The organism is Stenotrophomonas sp. ASS1, assembly GCF_004346925.1.
Lineage (GTDB): Bacteria > Pseudomonadota > Gammaproteobacteria > Xanthomonadales > Xanthomonadaceae > Stenotrophomonas > Stenotrophomonas maltophilia_A.
In genome coordinates this window covers 2,082,648-2,101,981 of sequence record NZ_CP031167.1, presented here as the reverse complement: position 1 = coordinate 2,101,981, position 19,334 = coordinate 2,082,648, and the positions used below count along the sequence as shown (strand labels likewise).

Here is a 19,334-nt window from a genome sequence, read left to right as displayed (position 1 = left end):
CCTGACGCATGGAAAGTGATGCAATTCTCACTTCATAATCGGGCACAGTGGCCGATATCCCCATCGAGCCTCGCGCCAACGCGTGCTGGCGCCCGCCCCTGACCGTAGATTCCATGTCCGACGGCAACGACACTGCAGTGCATGATGTCCACGCGGCTGATGCCGCTGACGAACGTTTCCTGGTCCGTAATCCGCGCCAGCTGCGGCAGCTGCTGCGATCGTTGATCGACCAGCGATCACTGATCAATGCGCATATCGACGGCCGCGACCGCTCGTTCCCGACCGCGCTGCTTGAACTCGACGAGGACGACGACACCCTGCTGCTCGATGGCAGCCCGCAGGAGGCGTCCAACCGCGCCGCCGAACAGGCCGACCATCTGCTGTGCTTTGCCCAGCTCGAACGCGTGCTGGTGCGGTTCCGCCTGCAGGCACTGCAGCGTGTGGACAACGACGGCCACGTCGCCTTCCGTGCCCCTCTGCCGATTGAACTGGTCCATCTGCAACGACGTGAGATGTACCGGCTGGAGACCCCAGTCACCGATTCGCCCCAGCTGCTGATCCCCGCCGGCGAGAGCCGTGCCGAAGCGCTGTCGATGCGGGTGGTGGACATCAGCGGCGGCGGCCTGGCGGTGGCCGTACCTACCGACTGCGCGGTGTTCAGCCTGCAGAAGCGCTACCCGGCGATGCTGTCGCTGCCCGACGGCCCCGACCTGGAGATCGAGCTGGTCGTCTGCAACCTGCTGCCGCAGCGCCAACCCAATGGCATCGAGATCAAGCGCGTGGGCATGCGCTTCGACATCCTGCCGCGTGGCGCCGACAGTGCCATCCAGCGCTACATCTTCCGCATCGACCGCCAGCGCAAGGCGCGCCGCAACGGCGAGCTGTAAGGCCATCCGACCGGTAGTGCCGGCCGCTGGCCGGCTGTGGTCGTATCCACATTGTTGCCAGGTTGCCGGCCAGCGGCCGGCACTACCGCTTCCCGTGTAGATCCACGCCATGCGTGGATGCCCCCATCTTCCCCGGTAGATCCACGCCATGCGTGGATGCCTTCCCCCGGCACCTAAAGTCCCCCGACGAGGGGCCGATATCGAGCCTGACACCGGGACTTCCGGCAGAACCAGGACCCCTCGATGAACGACAAGACCAGCTCCGCCGCCAGCGCCGGTGGCGAATTCCTCAGCTTCACCCTCGGTGCCGAGCACTACGGTGTGGACATCCTCAAGGTCCAGGAAATCCGCGGCTATGACGCGGTGACCCGGGTCCCGGATGCACCGGACTACATCAAGGGCGTGATCAACCTGCGCGGCACCATCGTCCCGGTGATCGACCTGCGCCTGAAGCTGCGCCTGGACGATGCCCGCTACGACGCCTTCACCGTGATGATCGTGCTGAACGTCGACGACCGCGTGGTCGGCATCGTCGTCGACAGCGTCTCGGACGTGATCCCGCTGTCGGCCGAGCAGATCCGCCCGACCCCGGAATTCGGCGCCGCCGTCGATACCCGCTTCATCTCCGGCATCGGCACGCAGGACGACCGCATGCTGATCCTGCTCGACATCGAGACCCTGCTGGACAGCGCCGACATGGGCCAGGCCAGCGTCGTTGAAGACGCCGCTGCCTGATCGAACGGACCTGCTTCACGTTCTGGTCACAAACCCCTTCAGTTCCCTCCGGCAGTGCCGATAGGGGGACAGAAGCCGGTCGCGCAGGAGCGCGCAGGACCGGAACGACCATCACCATCCCCGGAGATACACCTCGATGAAGTCCCTGTTTGCGTTCGTTTCGGCCGCTGTCCTGGCCACCACTGCTTCCGCCGCGTTCGCCCAGTCGGCCGACATGATCCCGCCGGAACTGGCACCGCGCTCGGTCGGCAAGGACGGCATGGTCTGCGGCAAGGTCGAGAAGGCCCGCTACGCAGAAGGTTCCGAAGGCCAGCCGACCTTCCTGTACATGGGCGGCGCCTTCCCGCGCCACACCTTCTCGGCCCGCATCGCTGGCGAGAACCGCGGCAAGTTCTCCTTCCCGCTGGAAACCCTGGAAGGCAAGACCGTCTGCGTGATCGGAAAGATCCAGCGCGACGCCTCGCGCGCCGAAATCGAAGTCAGCTCGCCGGCCGGCCTGAAGCTGGCCAACATCAAGTAATCCGCTGTCCGTCGAACCACGCCGGACCTGGTGCCGGCGTGGTTTCTGCTGCAACCGGGCCCGATGCCCGGGCGCGTCTGCCTTAGGAGCTCGCAACGCCCATGCCGTGGATCAACAACCTGAAACTGATGCCGAAGCTGCTGCTGACCTTCGGTGTCCTCCTGCTGGTGATGCTGCTGCAGGGTATCGTCGCCTATCGCGGCCTGCACTCGCTGAACAACGTCACCACCGAGCTGGCGGGTTCTCGCATGGAGAGCATCCGCATGGCCGGCGAGATGCGCGGCATGCTGGGTGAATACCGCAACGCCGCCTACCAGCAGCTGATCCGCGCCAGTGACGACGTCAAGGCTGATGCACGCAAGCAGACCGTCGAGCTGCGTACCAGCATGGACAAGTCGATCAAGGACTATCCGAAGCTGGTCGACAACGCACAGCAGAAGAAGCTGTTCGACACCTTCGCCAAGGAGTGGAAGGATGCCCTGGCCTCCTATGACAGCGTCACCGAGATGCTGGAACTGGACCTGCCGGACGACGCCATCGATACCTTCGTCGGCGAGACCCGCACCAAGCACCGCAAGGCCGCGTCGGCGCTGGAAGCGCTGATCGCCGAAGACAACCGCCTCGCCCGCGCCTCGCGCGAAGAGGCCGAATCCACCTACTCCGCCTCGGCCGTGCTGACCGTGATCGCCCTGCTGGGCGGCGCCGCACTCGGCCTGGTGCTGGTCTGGCTGTTTGCCCGTGCCCTGGTCGGCAGCGTGCGCGGCGCCGTCTCGGTTGCCAACGATGTGGCCGGCGGCAAGCTCGATGGCCACATCGACGTCAGCCGCCAGGACGAAGTGGGCGAACTGATGCAGGCGATGCAGCGCATGCAGCGCGACCTGCGCGAGCGCACCGAAACCGACCAGGCCGTCGCCCGCGAGAACCTGCGCATCCGCACCGCGCTGGACTACAGCTCCACCGGCGTGTACCTGACCGACACCAGCAATACCATCGTCTACACCAATCGCGCCCTGCAGCAGACCCTGAGCCAGTACCAGGACGACGTGCGCCGCGACCTGCCGGACTTCGACGCGCAGGCCTCGCTGATCGGCAAGCCGGTCACCGTGCTGGAGCATCGCGGCGAGATGGACCAGACCCTGCTGGGCAACCTGAAGGCACACGGCGTCGCCCGTCGCCCGATGCAGTACGGCGATGCCCAGTTCGCCCAGGTGGTTTCCACCATCCGCAATGAAGGCGGCGACACCGTCGGCTACGTGGTGGAATGGCGCGACCGCACCCAGGAAGCGCAGGTGGAAGCCGAAGTGGCCCGCGTGATCGCCCAGGCCGCTGCCGGCGACCTGTCCGGCCGCATCGATGCCACCGACAAGGAAGGCTTCTTCCTGCAGCTGGCCCAGCAGATCAACGGCCTGCTGGATGCCAACGCCGGCAGCATCGAACAGATCTCCGGCCTGCTTGCCGCACTGTCGCAGGGTGACCTGACCGTGCGCATGCACGGTGACTACCAGGGCGTGTTCGCCCGTATGCGAGACGACGCCAACGCGACCGCCGCGCAGCTGAGCGAGATCGTCACCCGCATCAAGCAGTCCAGCCGCGCGATCAGCTCGGCCGCCGGCGAGATCGCCTCGGGCAACAGTGACCTGTCGCGCCGCACCGAGCAGCAGGCTGCCAACCTGGAAGAAACCGCCGCCTCGATGGAGGAGCTGACCTCCACCGTGCGCCAGAACGCCGAACATGCCCGCCAGGCCAACCAGCTCGCCATCGGCGCCCATGGCGTCGCCTCGCAGGGCGGTGAAGTGGTCGGCCAGGTGGTCACCACCATGTCGGCCATCGAAGCCTCGTCGAAGAAGATCGCCGAGATCATCTCGGTCATCGACGGCATCGCCTTCCAGACCAACATCCTGGCGCTGAATGCCGCGGTGGAAGCCGCACGCGCCGGCGAACAGGGCCGTGGCTTCGCCGTGGTCGCCAGCGAAGTGCGTACCCTCGCCCAGCGCTCGGCAGCGGCAGCCAAGGAGATCAAGGGCCTGATCGACGACTCCGTCGGCAAGGTCAACGACGGCTCTGCGCTGGTGCACAAGGCCGGCGCGACCATGGGCGAGATCGTCGCCTCGGTGCAGCGCGTGACCGACATCATGGCCGAGATCTCCGCGGCTTCGCAGGAACAGAGTGCTGGCATCGAGCAGGTCAACCAGACCGTGGTGCAGATGGACGAAACCACCCAGCAGAACGCCGCGCTGGTGGAAGAAGCCACCGCCGCCGCACGCGCAATGGAAGAACAGGCCGGTCACCTCAGCGAGGCCGTGTCGATCTTCGTGGTGGATGAAGCCGAGACCGTGGTTGCCCCACGCATCGCCGCTGCCCCGGCCCCGCGTGCTGCCGCACCGGCCGCACCGGCCCCGGTCGCCTCGCCGGCCCGCCGCATCGCCGGTGGTCGCCCCATGGCCACCGAACTGGCCGACGGAGACTGGCAGGAGTTCTGATGCCTGCCTGACCTGACGTACGAGAACGCCCTGGCCCTGCGCTGGGGCGTTTTTGTTTACGGGGTATCTGGATATCCAGCCAACGGCGAAGCCCCTCGGGGTGGTCGCGGTAGGCGCGTGGCTACTGAGGGTTGGCCGGGAGGGTGGGCTGCGCAGGGGCCGCTGCAAGTACGTCCATGTAAGCTCGGTCGCCGCATCCATGCGGCTCACGCCCCTGCGCAGCCCACCCTCCCGGCCACGGACAGTTTCCGTGCGCGTCCACCCCGGATTGAAGAAAGAAGAGCAAGAGCAAGAGCAACAGCACCGCTTCCGGGTTCAGATTCGCTTTCCGCAGGAAAACGCATCTGCCCCCTCTTCCCAGTTGGAAACCCAACGCTCTTGCCGTCCGTCACAGGAATGCCGAGAGGGCTGGGTCGGGGTGGGCTGGCGGGACCGTTGGCGCCATGGATGGCGCCATCGAGCCCCCAAGGGTGAGGGCGCTTTGCTTGCGAAGCACTGCTTCGCAAGCGCCCGAACGCCCAGCCGCCAGCGGCTGGGCCGGACCGCGGAGCGGGGTTTACGGCGTGTCCCGCCAGCCCACCCCGACCCAGCCTCCCACTGAAAATTCAGAGCCGACCAACCGCTGTTGCTGTTGCTGTTGCTTCAAAAGCCTGCCGCAGGCAGCGTCGCAGCCGCCGCTGCAAGGAAACCTGAATACGTTCGGACACCGCACCTCAATCCCCCGCCCGCGCGGCCGATAACGGGGTTGTCACCGCTTGTCCCGCTGTGACCGGCACGGCGCCGCCCGCCCGCTTCGACCTGGTCCTGCTCGATGAATCTCATGCATCGCTGGCAACACTACTTCAGCAACCTCTCCGTCCGGCGCAAGCTCAACCTGCTGACGCTGCTCATCGCGCTTGGCGTGATCGCGCTCTCGGTGATCGCCGCCCGCATGCAGTACCTCGACCTGACCGAGACCCGCAAGACCGCGCTGAAGACCCAGGTCGAACTCAGCTACGGCATCCTCCAGCACTACCATCGCCTGGCCGGTACCGGCGAGCTCAGCGAGGACGCTGCCAAGGCCGCCGCCCTGCAGGCGCTGGAAGTGATGCGCGCCGATAACGATGCCTACTACTTCAACATCTACGACACCGGCTACCGCCTGCTGATGCACCCGTTCCGCAAGGACCTGGTCGGCAAGGACATGAAGGATTTCCGCACCGACGACGGCGTGCGCATCTACTACGACCAGGTGGAAGCAGCCAAGGCCGGTGGCGGCTTCGTCAACTACCGCTGGGCCAAGCCCGGCAGCAAGGGCGAGGTCGAGAAGGTGGCTTACGCCGGCCTGTTCGCGCCCTGGAACTGGGTGGTCAGCAGTGGCGTCTACATGGACGACGTGCAGAAGCAGGCACTGGTGTTCACCGCCATCATGGCCGTCTCCGGTGGCGTGCTGGTACTGATCGTGCTGGCCCTGAGCTGGCTCATCGGCAACCGCATCGCCGTACCGCTGAAGCAGGCAACGGCCGTCGCCGAGGGTATCGCCCGCGGCAAGCTGGACAGCCACATCGGCCCGCAGCCGCATGACGAGACCGGCCGCCTGCTGGACGCCATGTCCGGCATGCAGCAGCAGCTGCACGCGGTGATCAGCGGCCAGCGCGAGATGGCGCGTCGCCACGACGGCGGCGAACTGAGCTACCGCATCGACGCCAGCGCCTTCCCCGGCGAGTACGGGCTGATGGTGCAGGAAACCAATGCCCTGGTCGGCGGCCACGTGCAGACCCTGCACGATGTGCTGGACGTGGTGCAGCAGTACGCGGTGGGCGATCTGAGCCGCGACGTCGCGCGCTACCCCGGCGAGAAGGCCGCGATGACCACCACCGTCGACACGGTCAAGGCCAACCTCGGCCGCATCAACGCCGAGATCAAGCAGCTGGCCAGTGCCGCCGCCGCAGGCGACTTCAGCCGCCGTGGCGACGCGCAGCGCTTCGATCACGATTTCCGCCTGATGCTGGAAAACCTCAACGCGATGATGGCGGTCAGCGATGACAACCTCGGCAAGCTCTCGCAGCTGCTGTCGGCCATCGCCGAAGGCGACCTGACCGCGCGCATGCACGGCGACTACCAGGGCGTGTTCGCACGCATGCGGGACGACGCCAACACCACCGTCACCCAGCTGACCCAGATCGTCGGCCAGATCCAGGCCAGCGCGTCCAGCATCACCCTCGCCGCTGGCGAGATCGCGTCGGGCAACAGCGATCTATCGCGCCGTACCGAGCAGCAGGCCGCCAATCTGGAAGAAACCGCCGCGTCGATGGAGGAACTGACCTCCACCGTGCGCCAGAACGCCGAGCACGCCCGCCAGGCCAATCAGCTGGCGATCGGCGCGCAGGGTGTTGCTTCTCAAGGCGGCAGCGTGGTCGGCCAGGTGGTCAACACCATGTCGGCCATCGAAGCCTCGTCGAAGAAGATCGCCGAGATCATCTCGGTCATCGACGGCATCGCCTTCCAGACCAACATCCTGGCGCTGAACGCCGCAGTGGAAGCCGCACGTGCCGGCGAACAGGGCCGTGGCTTCGCCGTGGTCGCCAGCGAAGTGCGTACCCTCGCCCAGCGCTCGGCCGCCGCGGCCAAGGAGATCAAGGGCCTGATCGATGATTCGGTCGGCAAGGTCGCCGAAGGCTCCAGCCTGGTGCACCAGGCCGGCAGCACCATGGGCGAGATCGTCGCCTCGGTGCAGCGCGTGACCGACATCATGGCCGAGATCTCCGCCGCCTCGCAGGAACAGTCGGCCGGCATCGAGCAGGTCAACCAGACCGTGGTGCAGATGGACGAGACCACCCAGCAGAATGCTGCACTGGTGGAAGAAGCCACCGCCGCCGCACGTGCGATGGAAGACCAGGCCGCGCAGCTGGCCGACGCCGTGGCGATCTTCCGCCTCGACAACCAGGTCTCCGCCGCAGTGAAGGCTGTCGCCGAACGCGTGGAACCGGCGCGCATCACCACCGTGGCACGTCCGCAGCCGACCAGCACGCCCACGCCGGTACGTCGCAGCAGCAACGCCAGCACCTTCGCCGCCAGCGACAGCGACTGGCAGGAATTCTGAGACCCACCCGCGGCGGCTTCGGCCGCCGCCTCTGCCGATGGACACGTCCCCCGTGCAAAGTCCTACTCCCATCGTCACCGGCCCGCGCGAATTCGAGTTCGCCGACCGTGATTTCCGCCGCGTCTGCGACTTGATCTACCAGCGCGTGGGCATTGCCCTTGCCCCGGCAAAGCGCGATATGGTCTATGGCCGCCTGTCGCGCCGCCTGCGCACGCTGGGCATGCGCAGCTTCCAGCAGTATCTGGACCATCTGGAGCAGGAAGACGGTGACGAGTGGCAGGCGTTCACCAACGCGCTGACCACCAACCTGACCTCGTTCTTCCGCGAGCCGCACCACTTCGACAAGCTGCGCGAGGAGCTGCAGCAGCGCTCCAGCCGCACACCGTTGCTGCTGTGGTCGTGCGCCGCCTCCACCGGCGAAGAGCCTTACTCGATGGCGATCACCGCCTGCGAAGCCTTCGGCACCCTGAAGCCACCGGTACGCATCATCGCCACCGACGTCGATACCCAGGTGCTGGCCACCGCCGGCCGTGGCGTCTACAACATCGACCGCGTCACCAGCCTCGATCCGGATCTGCGCCGCCGCTACTTCCAGCGCGGCAGCGGCCCCAACGAGGGCCAGTGCCGCGTGCTGCCGGCGCTGCGCGAGCTGATCGAGTTCCGCCCATTGAACCTGCTTGCCCCGCGCTACGACGTCGGCGGCCCGTTCGACGCACTGTTCTGCCGCAACGTGATGATCTACTTCGACAAGCCGACCCAGCGCGCGATCCTCGGCCGGCTGGTACAGCACCTGTCCGACGATGGCCTGCTCTACACCGGCCACTCGGAGAACTACCTGCACGCCGCCGACCTGATCCAGCCCTGCGGGCGCACTCTGTACCGCCGTGCGGCAAAGGCCGGCGCATGAACGCATCGCTGCGCACCGATGATGTGATGCGTTACCAGGACGCGCGCTTCAAGACCATTGCAGCCAAGCTGCTGCCGACCCAGTACCTGGTGGTCGACGACACCACCGCACTGACCACCACACTGGGTTCCTGCGTGGCCGCCTGCCTGCGCGACCCGGTGCTGAAGATCGGCGGCATGAACCATTTCCTGCTGCCCGAGGGCAATGCCGGCGACGGCGCACCTGCGCGCTATGGCAGCTACGCGATGGAACTGCTGATCAACGACATGCTCAAGCGCGGCGCACACCGCAAGCGCATCGAAGCCAAGGTGTTCGGTGGTGCCAACGTGCTGAAGGGTTTCACCAGCAACCCGGTCGGCACCCGCAACGCCGAGTTCGTGCGCCAGTACCTGCAGGCCGAGCACATTCCGATCATTGCCGAGGATCTGTGCGGCATCCATCCGCGCAAGATCTGGTTCTTCGCCGATACCGGCCGCGTGGTGGTGCAGCGCCTGCCGCATGCCCATGAAGCCGAAGTGGCCGCGACCGAATCGGCCGTGCGTGCACGCCTGTCCAAGGCCCCGGTCACCGGTGGCGTGGAGCTGTTCGAATGACCCTGACCGGCAACGCCCCCTGCCGGGTCCTGATCGTCGACGACTCCGCCGTCGTGCGCCAGATGCTCACGGAAATCCTGTCCAGCGATCCGTCCATCGACGTAGTCGGCACCGCCGCCGACCCGCTGCTGGCGCGCGAGAAGATCAAGCGCCTGGCTCCGGACGTGATCACGCTGGACGTGGAAATGCCGCGCATGGACGGCCTGGCGTTCCTGGAAAACTTGATGCGCCTGCACCCGCTGCCGGTGGTGATGATCTCCTCGCTGACCGAACGCGGCGCCGACACCACCCTGCAGGCACTGGCGCTGGGCGCGGTGGACTTCGTCTCCAAGCCGAAACTGGACGTGGCGCGCGGCCTGCAGGCCTACGCCGACGAGATCATCGCCAAGGTGAAGATGGCGGCGCGCTCGCGTGTGCGCCCGCTGGTGCGTGCCGCCCTGCCCAAACTGACACTGGACGCCGCCCCGGCGATGCGCCCCGCCGCGCCGCAGTTCCGTACCACCGACCGCCTGATCGCGATCGGCTCGTCGGCCGGTGGCACCGAGGCCCTGCGTGTAGTGCTGGAAGGCATGCCCGCCGACGGCCCGGCCGTGGTGATGACCCAGCATCTGCCGGCCAGCTTCAGCACGGCCTTCGCCGAACGACTGGATCGCCATTCCGCCATGGCAGTGCGTGAGGCCAGCGACGGCGAAGCAGTGCTGCCCGGCCACGCCTACCTGCCACCGGGTGGCAAGCACCTGCGCATCATCCGCGACGGTGCACGCTGGCGCTGCCGGGTCGACGACGGCCCGGCAGTGAACCGGCACAAGCCCGCGGTGGACGTGCTGTTCCGCTCGGTCGCGCAGAACGCCGGCGGCAACGCCATCGGCGCCATTCTCACCGGCATGGGCGATGACGGCGCCCGTGGCCTGCTGGAGATGCGCGAGGCCGGCGCCCCGACGCTGGTGCAGGACGAGGCCACCAGTGTGGTCTGGGGCATGCCCGGTGCCGCCTTCAAGCTCGGCGCTGCCGAAGAGCAGGTGCCGCTGGAGCGGATTGCCGAGCGGTTGCTGGCCCTCGCCCGCGGCTGACAGGCCTCTGTAGAGCCGAGCCCACGCTCGGCTCTGCACCCTGCTGGACACCTCCAAGAGACGTCAGGCGCAATTGCCGATCCGCCGGCAGCACCTTCGACCATTGATGTTTCAACGGCGCTGCTCGAGGCTGGACCCTGCCGCAAGCCATGCGCGCCAAACGGGAGGCCCGCAGGACACCGACTTGGAGCGCGGCTGGAGCGGGTCGTATAGTCAGGTATCGCACAGCAATGGAACGCCGATGAACGTTACCCCGCAAGGCCGCGCTGCTCGGGTACGCAGGGAGGGATGTCCGGGTAACGGGCAATACCCACTGCGCAACCTGTCGCATTTGCCCGGATGGGGCGCCGTCGTTCGTGATGAGACCGCATGTTCCAGGGATCAAGGAAAATCCTGCAGCGACATGGACCGCTCATGCTGAAAGTTCTCCCGACCCTTGCTCACGTTTGGTTGATCGCCTCGATCACAATGGCCGTTCCGGGCTGCAACAAGGAACGCTCATACCCGGTCTATCGCGAGAATCCGGCGCCAAAGGATGCGCTGCCGATTGTGATTCGGGTCCATGATGCACCCGTGGATGTCCCCGTTCCTTCGGTCTTCGTCACGTATGAGATAGACCCACTCTGTCTCCCTCCGGTCAACAATTGGGAGGGGGTGCAGTACGAGCCGAACCAGCACAAGGTTGAGCTTCAGGCACAGCGCCTCAGTGCCACTGAATTCAGCAGTGTTGTATTCAACGATGGCATGGAAGTTGCCGACTATTACGGTCGCGGCCCGTGCACTTGGACACCCGTGCTCGTGGAAGCTTCATTCGCCTTCATCATCGATGATCGCCCTATCCAAGCAACCGCATGGACTTCATTCACAAAGCTTGAAACCGAGAAACTCGCTACTACCTACGTACATCGCGCCTTACGCCCCATGACTTCAGGGGGATCGCCAGAGTGGACGCCTACCGAGCCTTCGACTTGGTACGAGAAGATGCCTCAAGATAAGCGAAAGGATTACTTCCCAATCGAAATCTCCACACGGACTGAAGGAACAGCCCAATGAATCCTGGAGCAAATGCAGCCCTCTCAGATCATGTCTACAAGGATCCGCTCCCTGCGCCCAAGGCCATTGTTACCATTGCCGGGACGGAATATCGTGTATTGGCCAGCCTAAACTCCGCCACCGGCTACCAAGGCGTCATTTACCATAATCTCGAATCCAAAGAAGTAATCGTCACCCATCGCGGTACCGAGTTTGATCGCCAGCCTCTGATTGACGGCGGCATCGACGCTGCGATGGTCACCGCAAGAGTCAACGCACAACTCGGTGATGCCCTCGCACTGACCAAGCAGGCGATCGATCTGGCTAAAGAGAATGGGTATGGTCCGGTGTACGTCACCGGCCACTCGCTGGGCGGCGCGCTCGCCCAGATCACTGCACACCACTACAACCTCCCCGGCAACGCATTCAATCCTTACGGTGCTGCCGGGCTGGCGTATCGCCTTCCTGAGGGCCAGCCGGCCAACGCGGCGCCCTTCACCAACCATGTGATGGCAGGCGACCTGGTCAGTGCGGGCGGTCCTCATTACGGCAAGGTCGAGATGTATGCGCTGCCCAGGGAACTGGAGGTCCTGCGCAACGCCGAGCACGGCCAGCGCATCGCCTCGCTTGGAACACCTGGGATGAAAAGCGGCCATGTCATGTCCGCCGCGGTGGCGGTCCAGTTGGGCGACTCCCATCGATTGGTTCATTTCCTTGATCGCGTGACCGACAAGGGCCCGGTGCAGTCTGTACTGGACAATCCCCAGGCCCGGATCACAGATCCTGAAGACCTGCGCCGGATTGTCGACTACCGCAGTGATGTTCATCAGTTGCGCGCAGGCGCGACCGTGCTGGTCGGCGGCGGACCTGGCCTGCTGCGCGACGGGGTCAATTACCTGCGCGGTATTGAGGAAGCCGGTGCATATGCCCGCCGCGAGGCTGAAGCGGAGCAGCGGGCCCAGAATGCGCTCAGGCCGGGGGAGCAACTGACCCAGGATGCAACCGACAAGGGCTCGCCCTCTCTCGGCAATCCCGGCTTCTCTCCCAGGAGTCCATTGCAGGAGAGCATTGAGTCAACCTTGGACAAGGCAGGCTTGGATCCCAGGAAGGAAGGCCATCCAGACCATGTGCTCTACCAGCAGATCCGCGATGGTGTATCCGCCGTGGATGCCAGGCACGGGCGCAGCTTCGATGAAACCAGTGAGCGCATGACGGCCAGCCTGCTTGCGACGGCCAAGAGCAGCGGCCTCGAACGCGTTGATCATGTGGTCCTGGGCAGTCCACCCAGCGATGGCTCGGGCCCTCGCCTGTTCGTTGTTCAGGGAGCACCGGGCAATCCGGCACACCTGCGGGCGTCGGTTCCGATCAGCGAGGCAATCAATACGCCGGTAGAGCAGTCGATCGCCAAGGCCGAACAGATTGCGCAGGCACAGCAGGTCGGTCAGCAAGACCACGCCCAGGAGCAGACCCGAACCGCGATGCGCATGGGCTAGGCCACCTGGCCGGGCACAATAAAAACCCGGCTTTCACCGGAGGTTCTTCGTTTCAACGGGTTGCCGGCCAGCGGCCGGCACTACCATGCGTCGTCCGCTCACAAAAAACCCCCGGCGCGAGCCGGGGGCTTTTCGTTACCGCATCAGGCGGCGACGGTCTTGGCCACGTCCTGGTATTCCTCGATCTGGTCGAAGTTCATGTAGCGGTAGATCTCCGCACCATTGGCGTTGATCACGCCGATGTCCGCCATGTACTCCTCCTTGGTCGGGATGCGGCCCAGGCGCGAGCAGATCGCCGCCAGTTCCGCCGAACCCAGGTACACGTTGGTGTTGCGGCCCAGGCGGTTCGGGAAGTTGCGGGTCGAGGTCGACATCGCGGTGGAGCCCTCGCGGATCTGCGCCTGGTTGCCCATGCACAGCGAGCAGCCCGGCATTTCCATGCGTGCACCGGTGGCGCCGAAGGTGCCGTACACGCCTTCCTTGGTCAGCTCCGAGGCATCCATCTTGGTCGGCGGGGCCACCCACAGGCGGGTCGGCAGGTCACGCTTGCCTTCCAGCAGCTTGGCAGCGGCGCGGAAGTGACCGATGTTGGTCATGCACGAACCGATGAACACTTCGTCGATCTTGGCGCCGGCCACTTCGGACAGGGTCTTCACGTCGTCCGGGTCGTTCGGGCAGGCCACGATCGGCTCGTGGATGTCGGCCAGGTCGATCTCGATGACGGCAGCGTATTCGGCGTCGGCATCCGGCTCCAGCAGCTCCGGGTTGGCCAGCCACGCTTCCATCTTCTCGATACGGCGCTGCAGCGAACGCGGATCCTGGTAACCCTCGGCAATCATCCACTTCAGCAGGGTGATGTTGCTGTTGAGGTACTCGATGATCGGTTCCTTGTTCAGGCGCACCGAGCAACCGGCCGCCGAACGCTCGGCCGAGGCGTCGGAAAGCTCGAACGCCTGTTCGACCTTCAGCTCCGGCAGGCCTTCGATTTCCAGGATGCGACCGGAGAAGATGTTCTTCTTGCCAGCCTTGGCCACGGTCAGCAGGCCCGACTTGATCGCGTACAGCGGGATCGCGTTGACCAGGTCACGCAGGGTCACGCCCGGCTGCATCTTGCCCTTGAAGCGCACCAGCACCGACTCCGGCATGTCCAGCGGCATCACGCCGGTGGCAGCGGCGAAGGCGACCAGGCCCGAACCGGCCGGGAACGAAATGCCCACCGGGAAACGGGTGTGCGAGTCACCACCGGTGCCGACGGTGTCCGGCAGCAGCATGCGGTTGAGCCAGCTGTGGATCACGCCGTCGCCGGGGCGCAGCGAGACGCCGCCACGGGTGGAGATGAACTCCGGCAGGGTGTGGTGGGTCTTCACGTCCACCGGCTTCGGGTAAGCGGCGGTGTGGCAGAACGACTGCATCACCAGGTCGGCCGAGAAGCCCAGGCAGGCCAGGTCCTTCAGCTCGTCACGGGTCATCGGGCCGGTGGTGTCCTGCGAGCCGACCGAGGTCATCTTCGGTTCGCAGTAGGTGCCCGGGCGCATGCCCTGGCCTTCCGGCAGGCCACAGGCGCGGCCGACCATCTTCTGCGCCAGCGAGAAGCCCTTGCCGGTATCGACCGGCTGCACCGGCAGGCGGAACAGGTCGGTCGGGGCCAGGCCCAGCGCTTCACGCGCCTTGCCGGTCAGGCCACGGCCGATGATCAGCGGAATGCGGCCACCGGCGCGCACTTCGTCGAACAGCACTTCGGACTTGACCTGGAACTCGGCGATCACTTCACCGTTCTTCAGCGCCTTGCCTTCGTACGGACGCAGCTCGACCACATCGCCGTGCTCCATCTTCGACACGTCCAGCTCGATCGGCAGTGCACCGGCATCTTCCATGGTGTTGTAGAAGATCGGGGCGATCTTCGAACCCAGGCAGACGCCACCGGCGCGCTTGTTCGGGATGAACGGAATGTCATCGCCGGTCCACCACAGCACGCTGTTGGTGGCCGACTTGCGCGAGGAACCGGTGCCGACCACGTCGCCAACGTAGGCGACCAGGTGACCCTTGTTTTTCAGCGACAGGATCTGCTGGATCGGGCCGCGCTTGCCGTCTTCTTCCGGGGTGAACGGCGCGTCGTCGCGCTTGTTCTTCAGCATCGCCAGGGCGTGCATCGGGATGTCCGGGCGGGTGGTCGCGTCCGGCGCCGGCGACAGGTCGTCGGTGTTGGTTTCGCCCGGCACCTTGAACACGGTGACGGTCAGGCTCTGCGGCACTTCCGGGTTGCTGGTGAACCACTCGGCGTCGGCCCAGCTCTGCAGCACGGCCTGGGCGTTGGCGTTGCCGGCCTTGGCCTTTTCCTGCACATCGTGGAAGGCATCGAACACCAGCAGGGTCTTCTTCAGACCGTTGGCGGCGATGGTGCCGACGCTGGCGTCGTCCAGCAGCTGCACCAGCGGGGCAACGTTGTAGCCGCCGAGCATGGTGCCCAGCAGTTCAGTGGCGCGCTCGCGGCTGATCAGCGGGTTCTGCTCGCTGCCCAGGGCGATCGCCGCCAGGTACGAGGCCTTGACCTTGGCCGCGTCATCGACGCCGGCCGGCACGCGGTGGGTCAGCAGGTCGAGCAGGAACTCGGCCTCGCCCTGCGGCGGGTTCTTCAGCAGTTCGATGACATCGGCCGTCTGCTGCGCGCTCAGCGGCAGCGGCGGGATGCCAAGCGCAGCGCGCTCGGCGACGTGGTGGCGGTAGGCTTCCAACATGACAACTCCCGGGTAATGCGTAGGTTGAAAAAAAGTGGGCTCAGGCTTGCGGCACGATCAGCTTCAGGCCCTTGAAGTAGTCGCGGTAAAACGTGTCGTTCCAGGTGATCAGGCCATCGCACTGCAGCAGTGCGTGGGCGCCGACCATGAATTCGTCCAGGCTGCGGCGGCTGCCGCTGCGCTGGCGGTGGCGGCGGTGCATCTCGCCGGCGCGCAGCGCCGACTTGGCTTCCATCGGGTTGAAGTGCACGCCCATTTCTTCCAGCGCTTCGAGCACCTCGGCACCGCCACGCAGCGATGCGCAGACTTCGGCCAGGGTCGCGCCGCAGACCACCACGCGGCCACCGACCAGGCTCTGCCTGAGGATGGCTTCCACGGCATCGGCCTGCGGGCCATTGCTGAGCAGCTCGACCAGCACCGGAGAGTCGACGGCGATCATCACGGCTTATTCCTCGTCACGCACCGCACGTACCGCTGCGTCGGACGATTCGAAACCGTCCAGCGCGAACTTGCCGCGCGCCCGTGAAATGGCATCGTCAACACTCTTGCGCAGGATGATGCGGCTGCCGTCCAGCTCGACCTTCAGCAGCGTGCCCTTGGTCAGGCCGAGGGCATCACGCACCGCCTTGGGCAGGGTGATCTGTCCGCGTTCTGCAACAGTGGCTTCCATCGGTAGGCCCTCCAGAGTATGCACAAATTATACATACTTCCCCGGGCATACTTCCACCCTGAACAGGACCGGCACCCCGCCAGCCCTTGCCTCGCAAAGGATCGGCCACAAACGTGACACACGCCATACACCTTCCCCTGTAGTCTGGAACCGATGCCGCAGGCCGGAACCCGGCCCGGGTGAATCCATTCAGTTTCGGGTTCATACTGGAACCACCGGGGCCGTCAGGCCTGCGGCGACCGCAAGCAGGTCCGCCCATGCGCGGGCCACTGCAAGCCATCCGCAAGAAGGAGTTACCCCGCATGAGCGATTCGTTCTCCACCCGCAGCCAGCTGAACGTCGGCGGCAAGACCTACGACTACTTCAGCCTGCCCACGCTGGGCCAGCGCTTCGATATCTCCCACCTGCCCTACTCGATGAAGATCCTGCTGGAGAACCTGCTCCGGCACGAGGACGGCGGCATCACCGTCGGCAAGGACCACATCGAAGCCGTGGCCCGCTGGAACCCGGCGGCCGAGCCGGACACCGAAATCGCCTTCATGCCGGCGCGCGTGGTCCTGCAGGACTTCACCGGCGTGCCCTGCGTGGTCGACCTCGCCGCGATGCGCGACGCGGTGGTCAAGCTCGGCGGCTCGCCTGAGCAGATCAACCCGCAGATTCCCTCCGAACTGGTCATCGACCACTCGGTGCAGGTCGATGTGTTCGGCAAGCCGGACGCACTGGACCTCAACGGCAAGATCGAATTCCAGCGCAACCAGGAACGCTACGGCTTCCTGCGCTGGGGCCAGAAGGCCTTCGATAACTTCAAGGTAGTGCCGCCGAACACCGGCATCGTCCACCAGGTGAACCTGGAGAACCTGGCCCGCGTGGTGATGACCGCGGACAAGGACGGCAAGGCCATTGCGTATCCGGACACGGTGTTCGGTACTGACAGCCACACCACCATGATCAACGGCATCGGTGTGCTGGGCTGGGGCGTGGGCGGCATCGAAGCGGAGGCGGCCATGCTCGGCCAGCCGTCGTCGATGCTGATCCCGCAGGTGGTCGGCTTCAAGCTGACCGGCAAGCTGCCCGAGGGCGCCACCGCCACCGACCTGGTGCTGACCGTCACCCAGATGCTGCGCAAGCTGGGCGTGGTCGGCAAGTTCGTCGAGTTCTACGGTGACGGCCTGCAGCACCTGCCGCTGGCCGACCGTGCCACCATCGGCAACATGGCGCCGGAATACGGCGCCACCTGCGGCATCTTCCCGATCGACGCCGAGTCGCTGAACTACCTGCGCCTGTCCGGCCGCAGCGAAGAGCAGATCGATCTGGTCGAAGCCTATGCCAAGGCGCAGGGCCTGTGGCACGAACCGGGCAGCCCGCACGCGCAGTACAGCACCACGCTGGAACTGGACATGGGCACGGTGAAGCCGTCGCTGGCCGGCCCGAAGCGCCCGCAGGACCGCGTGCTGCTGGAAGACGTGCAGAAGAACTACCGCGAAGCCCTGGTCGGCATGACCGCCAACCGTGACAAGCGCAGCGACGATGTCTCCTCGTTCGTCAACGAAGGCGGCGGTGCCGCGGTCGGCAACGAGCAGCTGGCCAAGGGCTACGCCGACATCGAAACCGAAGGCCGCAAGGTCCGCCTGAAGGACGGCGCGGTGGTCATCGCGGCCATCACCTCGTGCACCAACACCTCCAACCCGGCGGTGATGATCGGCGCCGGCCTGCTGGCCCGCAATGCGGCCGCCAAGGGCCTGAACCGCCAGCCGTGGGTCAAGACCTCGCTCGGGCCGGGTTCGCGTGTGGTCACCGACTACCTGGAAAAGGCCGGTGTACTGAAGGAGCTGGAGAAGATCGGCTTCTACGTGGTCGGCTACGGCTGCACCACCTGCATCGGCAACTCCGGCCCGCTGCCGACCGAAGTCAGCGCCGGCATCGCCACCGGCGACCTGGTCGTCACCTCGGTACTGTCCGGCAACCGCAACTTCGAGGGCCGCGTGCACCCCGAAGTGAAGATGAACTACCTGGCCAGCCCGCCGCTGGTGGTGGCCTATGCCATCGCCGGCACCACCGACATCGACCTGACCACCCAGCCGCTGGGCACCGGCAGCGATGGCCAGCCGGTGTTCCTGCGCGACATCTGGCCGAGCAACAAGGAAATCGGCGACGTCATCGCCGCCACCATCGGCCCGGAGATGTTCAAGCAGAACTACGCCGATGTGTTCAAGGGTGATACCCGCTGGAACACCATCGATTCTCCGGACGGCAACCTGTACGAGTGGAGCGATGCCTCTACCTACATCAAGAACCCGCCGTACTTCGATGGCATGACCATGCAGACCGGCAGCATCGACGATGTGCACGGTGCACGCGTGATGGGCCTGTTCGGTGATTCGATCACCACCGACCACATCTCCCCGGCCGGCAACATCAAGAAGGACTCGCCGGCAGGCCGCTTCCTGCAGGAACGCGGCGTGCAGCCGGCCGACTTCAACAGCTACGGCAGCCGCCGCGGCAACGATGACGTGATGGTCCGCGGCACGTTCGCCAACATCCGCATCAAGAACCTGATGTTCGGTGGCGAGGAAGGCGGCAACACCCTGTACTACCCGGCCGGCGGCGGCCAGCCGGAGAAGCTGGCGATCTACGATGCAGCCATGAAGTACAAGGCTGACAAGGTGCCGCTGGTGGTGTTGGCCGGCAAGGAATACGGCACCGGCTCGTCGCGTGACTGGGCGGCCAAGGGCACCCTGCTGCTGGGGGTGAAGGCGGTCGTGGCCGAGAGCTTCGAGCGCATCCACCGCTCCAACCTGGTCGGCATGGGCGTGCTGCCGCTGCAGTTCCGCAACGGCGAGAACGCACAGAGCCTGGGCCTGGACGGTTCGGAAGTGATCGACATCACCGGCCTGCAGGACGGTGCCAGCAAGCGCGCTACGGTCACCGCGACCAAGGCCGACGGCACCAGGAAGACCTTCGAAGTCTCGGTGATGCTGCTGACCCCGAAGGAAGTCGAGTACTTCCGCCACGGCGGCCTGCTGCAGTACGTACTGCGCCAGTTGGCAGGTCGCTGAACCGTCCTGCAGTATCAAAGGGCGGAAGCCCGGCCCCCGCGCCAGCGCGGGGGCGCTGCGGGGACGCGCGAACC

General features: G+C 65.7%; 14 protein-coding genes. 11 read left to right on the top strand and 3 right to left on the bottom strand.

Translation table 11 applies throughout. The features are described 5' to 3' along the window. The first annotated feature begins 113 nt into the window (after positions 1 to 113). The 10 genes from MG068_RS09905 (at position 114) to MG068_RS09860 (ending at position 12,799) form a co-directional block, all read left to right on the top strand. The gene (locus MG068_RS09905; protein WP_049401200.1) at positions 114 to 887 is read left to right on the top strand and encodes a flagellar brake protein; all 774 of its coding nucleotides are present in this window, start codon (positions 114 to 116) and stop codon (positions 885 to 887) included. A 243-nt stretch (positions 888 to 1,130) separates the two neighbouring features. Beyond that, positions 1,131 to 1,622 (top strand): chemotaxis protein CheW, encoded by a 492-nt coding sequence (locus tag MG068_RS09900; protein WP_049401162.1) that lies wholly within the window; start codon positions 1,131 to 1,133, stop codon positions 1,620 to 1,622. A gap of 136 nt (positions 1,623 to 1,758) precedes the next feature. Further along, positions 1,759 to 2,142, top strand: coding sequence for a hypothetical protein (locus tag MG068_RS09895; protein ID WP_107432923.1), 384 nt, complete (start codon positions 1,759 to 1,761; stop codon positions 2,140 to 2,142). Between the two features lie 101 nt (positions 2,143 to 2,243). Next, on the top strand, positions 2,244 to 4,622 hold the full coding sequence (locus tag MG068_RS09890) for a methyl-accepting chemotaxis protein (RefSeq protein WP_132810048.1): 2,379 nt from the start codon (positions 2,244 to 2,246) through the stop codon (positions 4,620 to 4,622). Positions 4,623 to 5,433: 811 nt separating this feature from the next. Beyond that, a complete protein-coding gene (locus tag MG068_RS09885) occupies positions 5,434 to 7,704 on the top strand; it encodes a methyl-accepting chemotaxis protein (RefSeq protein ID WP_132810047.1) in 2,271 nt (756 codons plus the stop codon). 37 nt (positions 7,705 to 7,741) lie between these two features. Continuing rightward, complete coding sequence (locus tag MG068_RS09880; protein WP_050509861.1) at positions 7,742 to 8,611, top strand: CheR family methyltransferase; 870 nt, start codon at positions 7,742 to 7,744, stop codon at positions 8,609 to 8,611. Beyond that, positions 8,608 to 9,204 carry a chemoreceptor glutamine deamidase CheD gene (gene cheD, locus MG068_RS09875; protein WP_008264676.1) on the top strand — a complete coding sequence of 199 codons (597 nt, stop codon included), beginning with the start codon at positions 8,608 to 8,610 and terminating at the stop codon, positions 9,202 to 9,204. The genes MG068_RS09880 and cheD overlap by 4 nt, the downstream gene beginning before the upstream one ends. Next, positions 9,201 to 10,274: a protein-glutamate methylesterase/protein-glutamine glutaminase gene (locus tag MG068_RS09870; protein WP_132810046.1), complete on the top strand. Its 1,074-nt coding sequence runs from the start codon at positions 9,201 to 9,203 to the stop codon at positions 10,272 to 10,274. The genes cheD and MG068_RS09870 overlap by 4 nt, the downstream gene beginning before the upstream one ends. Positions 10,275 to 10,688: 414 nt before the next feature. Further along, positions 10,689 to 11,327, top strand: a complete 639-nt coding sequence (locus MG068_RS09865) for a hypothetical protein (RefSeq protein WP_071229331.1) — start codon at positions 10,689 to 10,691, stop codon at positions 11,325 to 11,327. Beyond that, positions 11,324 to 12,799 (top strand): XVIPCD domain-containing protein, encoded by a 1,476-nt coding sequence (locus tag MG068_RS09860; RefSeq protein ID WP_071229330.1) that lies wholly within the window; start codon positions 11,324 to 11,326, stop codon positions 12,797 to 12,799. The genes MG068_RS09865 and MG068_RS09860 overlap by 4 nt, the downstream gene beginning before the upstream one ends. A 143-nt stretch (positions 12,800 to 12,942) precedes the next feature. Here the strand turns inward: MG068_RS09860 and acnB are convergent, their stop codons facing one another. Genes acnB through MG068_RS09845 form a run of 3 tightly spaced genes read right to left on the bottom strand, consistent with a single transcriptional unit; the run spans position 12,943 to position 16,204 of the window. Beyond that, positions 12,943 to 15,534 (bottom strand): bifunctional aconitate hydratase 2/2-methylisocitrate dehydratase, encoded by a 2,592-nt coding sequence (gene acnB / locus MG068_RS09855; RefSeq protein WP_071229329.1) that lies wholly within the window; start codon positions 15,532 to 15,534, stop codon positions 12,943 to 12,945. 40 nt (positions 15,535 to 15,574) lie between these two features. Continuing rightward, positions 15,575 to 15,973 carry a type II toxin-antitoxin system VapC family toxin gene (locus tag MG068_RS09850; protein ID WP_008267153.1) on the bottom strand — a complete coding sequence of 133 codons (399 nt, stop codon included), beginning with the start codon at positions 15,971 to 15,973 and terminating at the stop codon, positions 15,575 to 15,577. Positions 15,974 to 15,979: 6 nt separating this feature from the next. Then, positions 15,980 to 16,204: an AbrB/MazE/SpoVT family DNA-binding domain-containing protein gene (locus MG068_RS09845; protein ID WP_005409505.1), complete on the bottom strand. Its 225-nt coding sequence runs from the start codon at positions 16,202 to 16,204 to the stop codon at positions 15,980 to 15,982. 302 nt (positions 16,205 to 16,506) lie between these two features. On the opposite strand from MG068_RS09845, the gene acnA reads away from it, so the two are divergent. Continuing rightward, entirely contained in the window at positions 16,507 to 19,260 is a 2,754-nt protein-coding gene (gene acnA, locus MG068_RS09840) for an aconitate hydratase AcnA (protein ID WP_132810045.1), read from the top strand. The last annotated feature ends 74 nt before the right edge of the window (positions 19,261 to 19,334 follow it).

Excerpts from the sequence above, each read along its gene's own strand:
- MG068_RS09895 (WP_107432923.1), top strand. The coding sequence starts at position 1,759 with ATGAAGTCCCTGTTTGCGTTCGTTTCGGCCGCTGTCCTGGCCACCACT.
- MG068_RS09850 (WP_008267153.1), bottom strand. The coding sequence starts at position 15,973 with ATGATCGCCGTCGACTCTCCGGTGCTGGTCGAGCTGCTCAGCAATGGC.
- MG068_RS09860 (WP_071229330.1), top strand. The coding sequence starts at position 11,324 with ATGAATCCTGGAGCAAATGCAGCCCTCTCAGATCATGTCTACAAGGAT.
- MG068_RS09845 (WP_005409505.1), bottom strand. The coding sequence starts at position 16,204 with ATGGAAGCCACTGTTGCAGAACGCGGACAGATCACCCTGCCCAAGGCG.
- acnA (WP_132810045.1), top strand. The coding sequence starts at position 16,507 with ATGAGCGATTCGTTCTCCACCCGCAGCCAGCTGAACGTCGGCGGCAAG.
- cheD (WP_008264676.1), top strand. The coding sequence starts at position 8,608 with ATGAACGCATCGCTGCGCACCGATGATGTGATGCGTTACCAGGACGCG.
- MG068_RS09870 (WP_132810046.1), top strand. The coding sequence starts at position 9,201 with ATGACCCTGACCGGCAACGCCCCCTGCCGGGTCCTGATCGTCGACGAC.
- MG068_RS09905 (WP_049401200.1), top strand. The coding sequence starts at position 114 with ATGTCCGACGGCAACGACACTGCAGTGCATGATGTCCACGCGGCTGAT.
- MG068_RS09890 (WP_132810048.1), top strand. The coding sequence starts at position 2,244 with ATGCCGTGGATCAACAACCTGAAACTGATGCCGAAGCTGCTGCTGACC.
- MG068_RS09900 (WP_049401162.1), top strand. The coding sequence starts at position 1,131 with ATGAACGACAAGACCAGCTCCGCCGCCAGCGCCGGTGGCGAATTCCTC.
- MG068_RS09885 (WP_132810047.1), top strand. The coding sequence starts at position 5,434 with ATGAATCTCATGCATCGCTGGCAACACTACTTCAGCAACCTCTCCGTC.
- MG068_RS09865 (WP_071229331.1), top strand. The coding sequence starts at position 10,689 with ATGCTGAAAGTTCTCCCGACCCTTGCTCACGTTTGGTTGATCGCCTCG.
- acnB (WP_071229329.1), bottom strand. The coding sequence starts at position 15,534 with ATGTTGGAAGCCTACCGCCACCACGTCGCCGAGCGCGCTGCGCTTGGC.
- MG068_RS09880 (WP_050509861.1), top strand. The coding sequence starts at position 7,742 with ATGGACACGTCCCCCGTGCAAAGTCCTACTCCCATCGTCACCGGCCCG.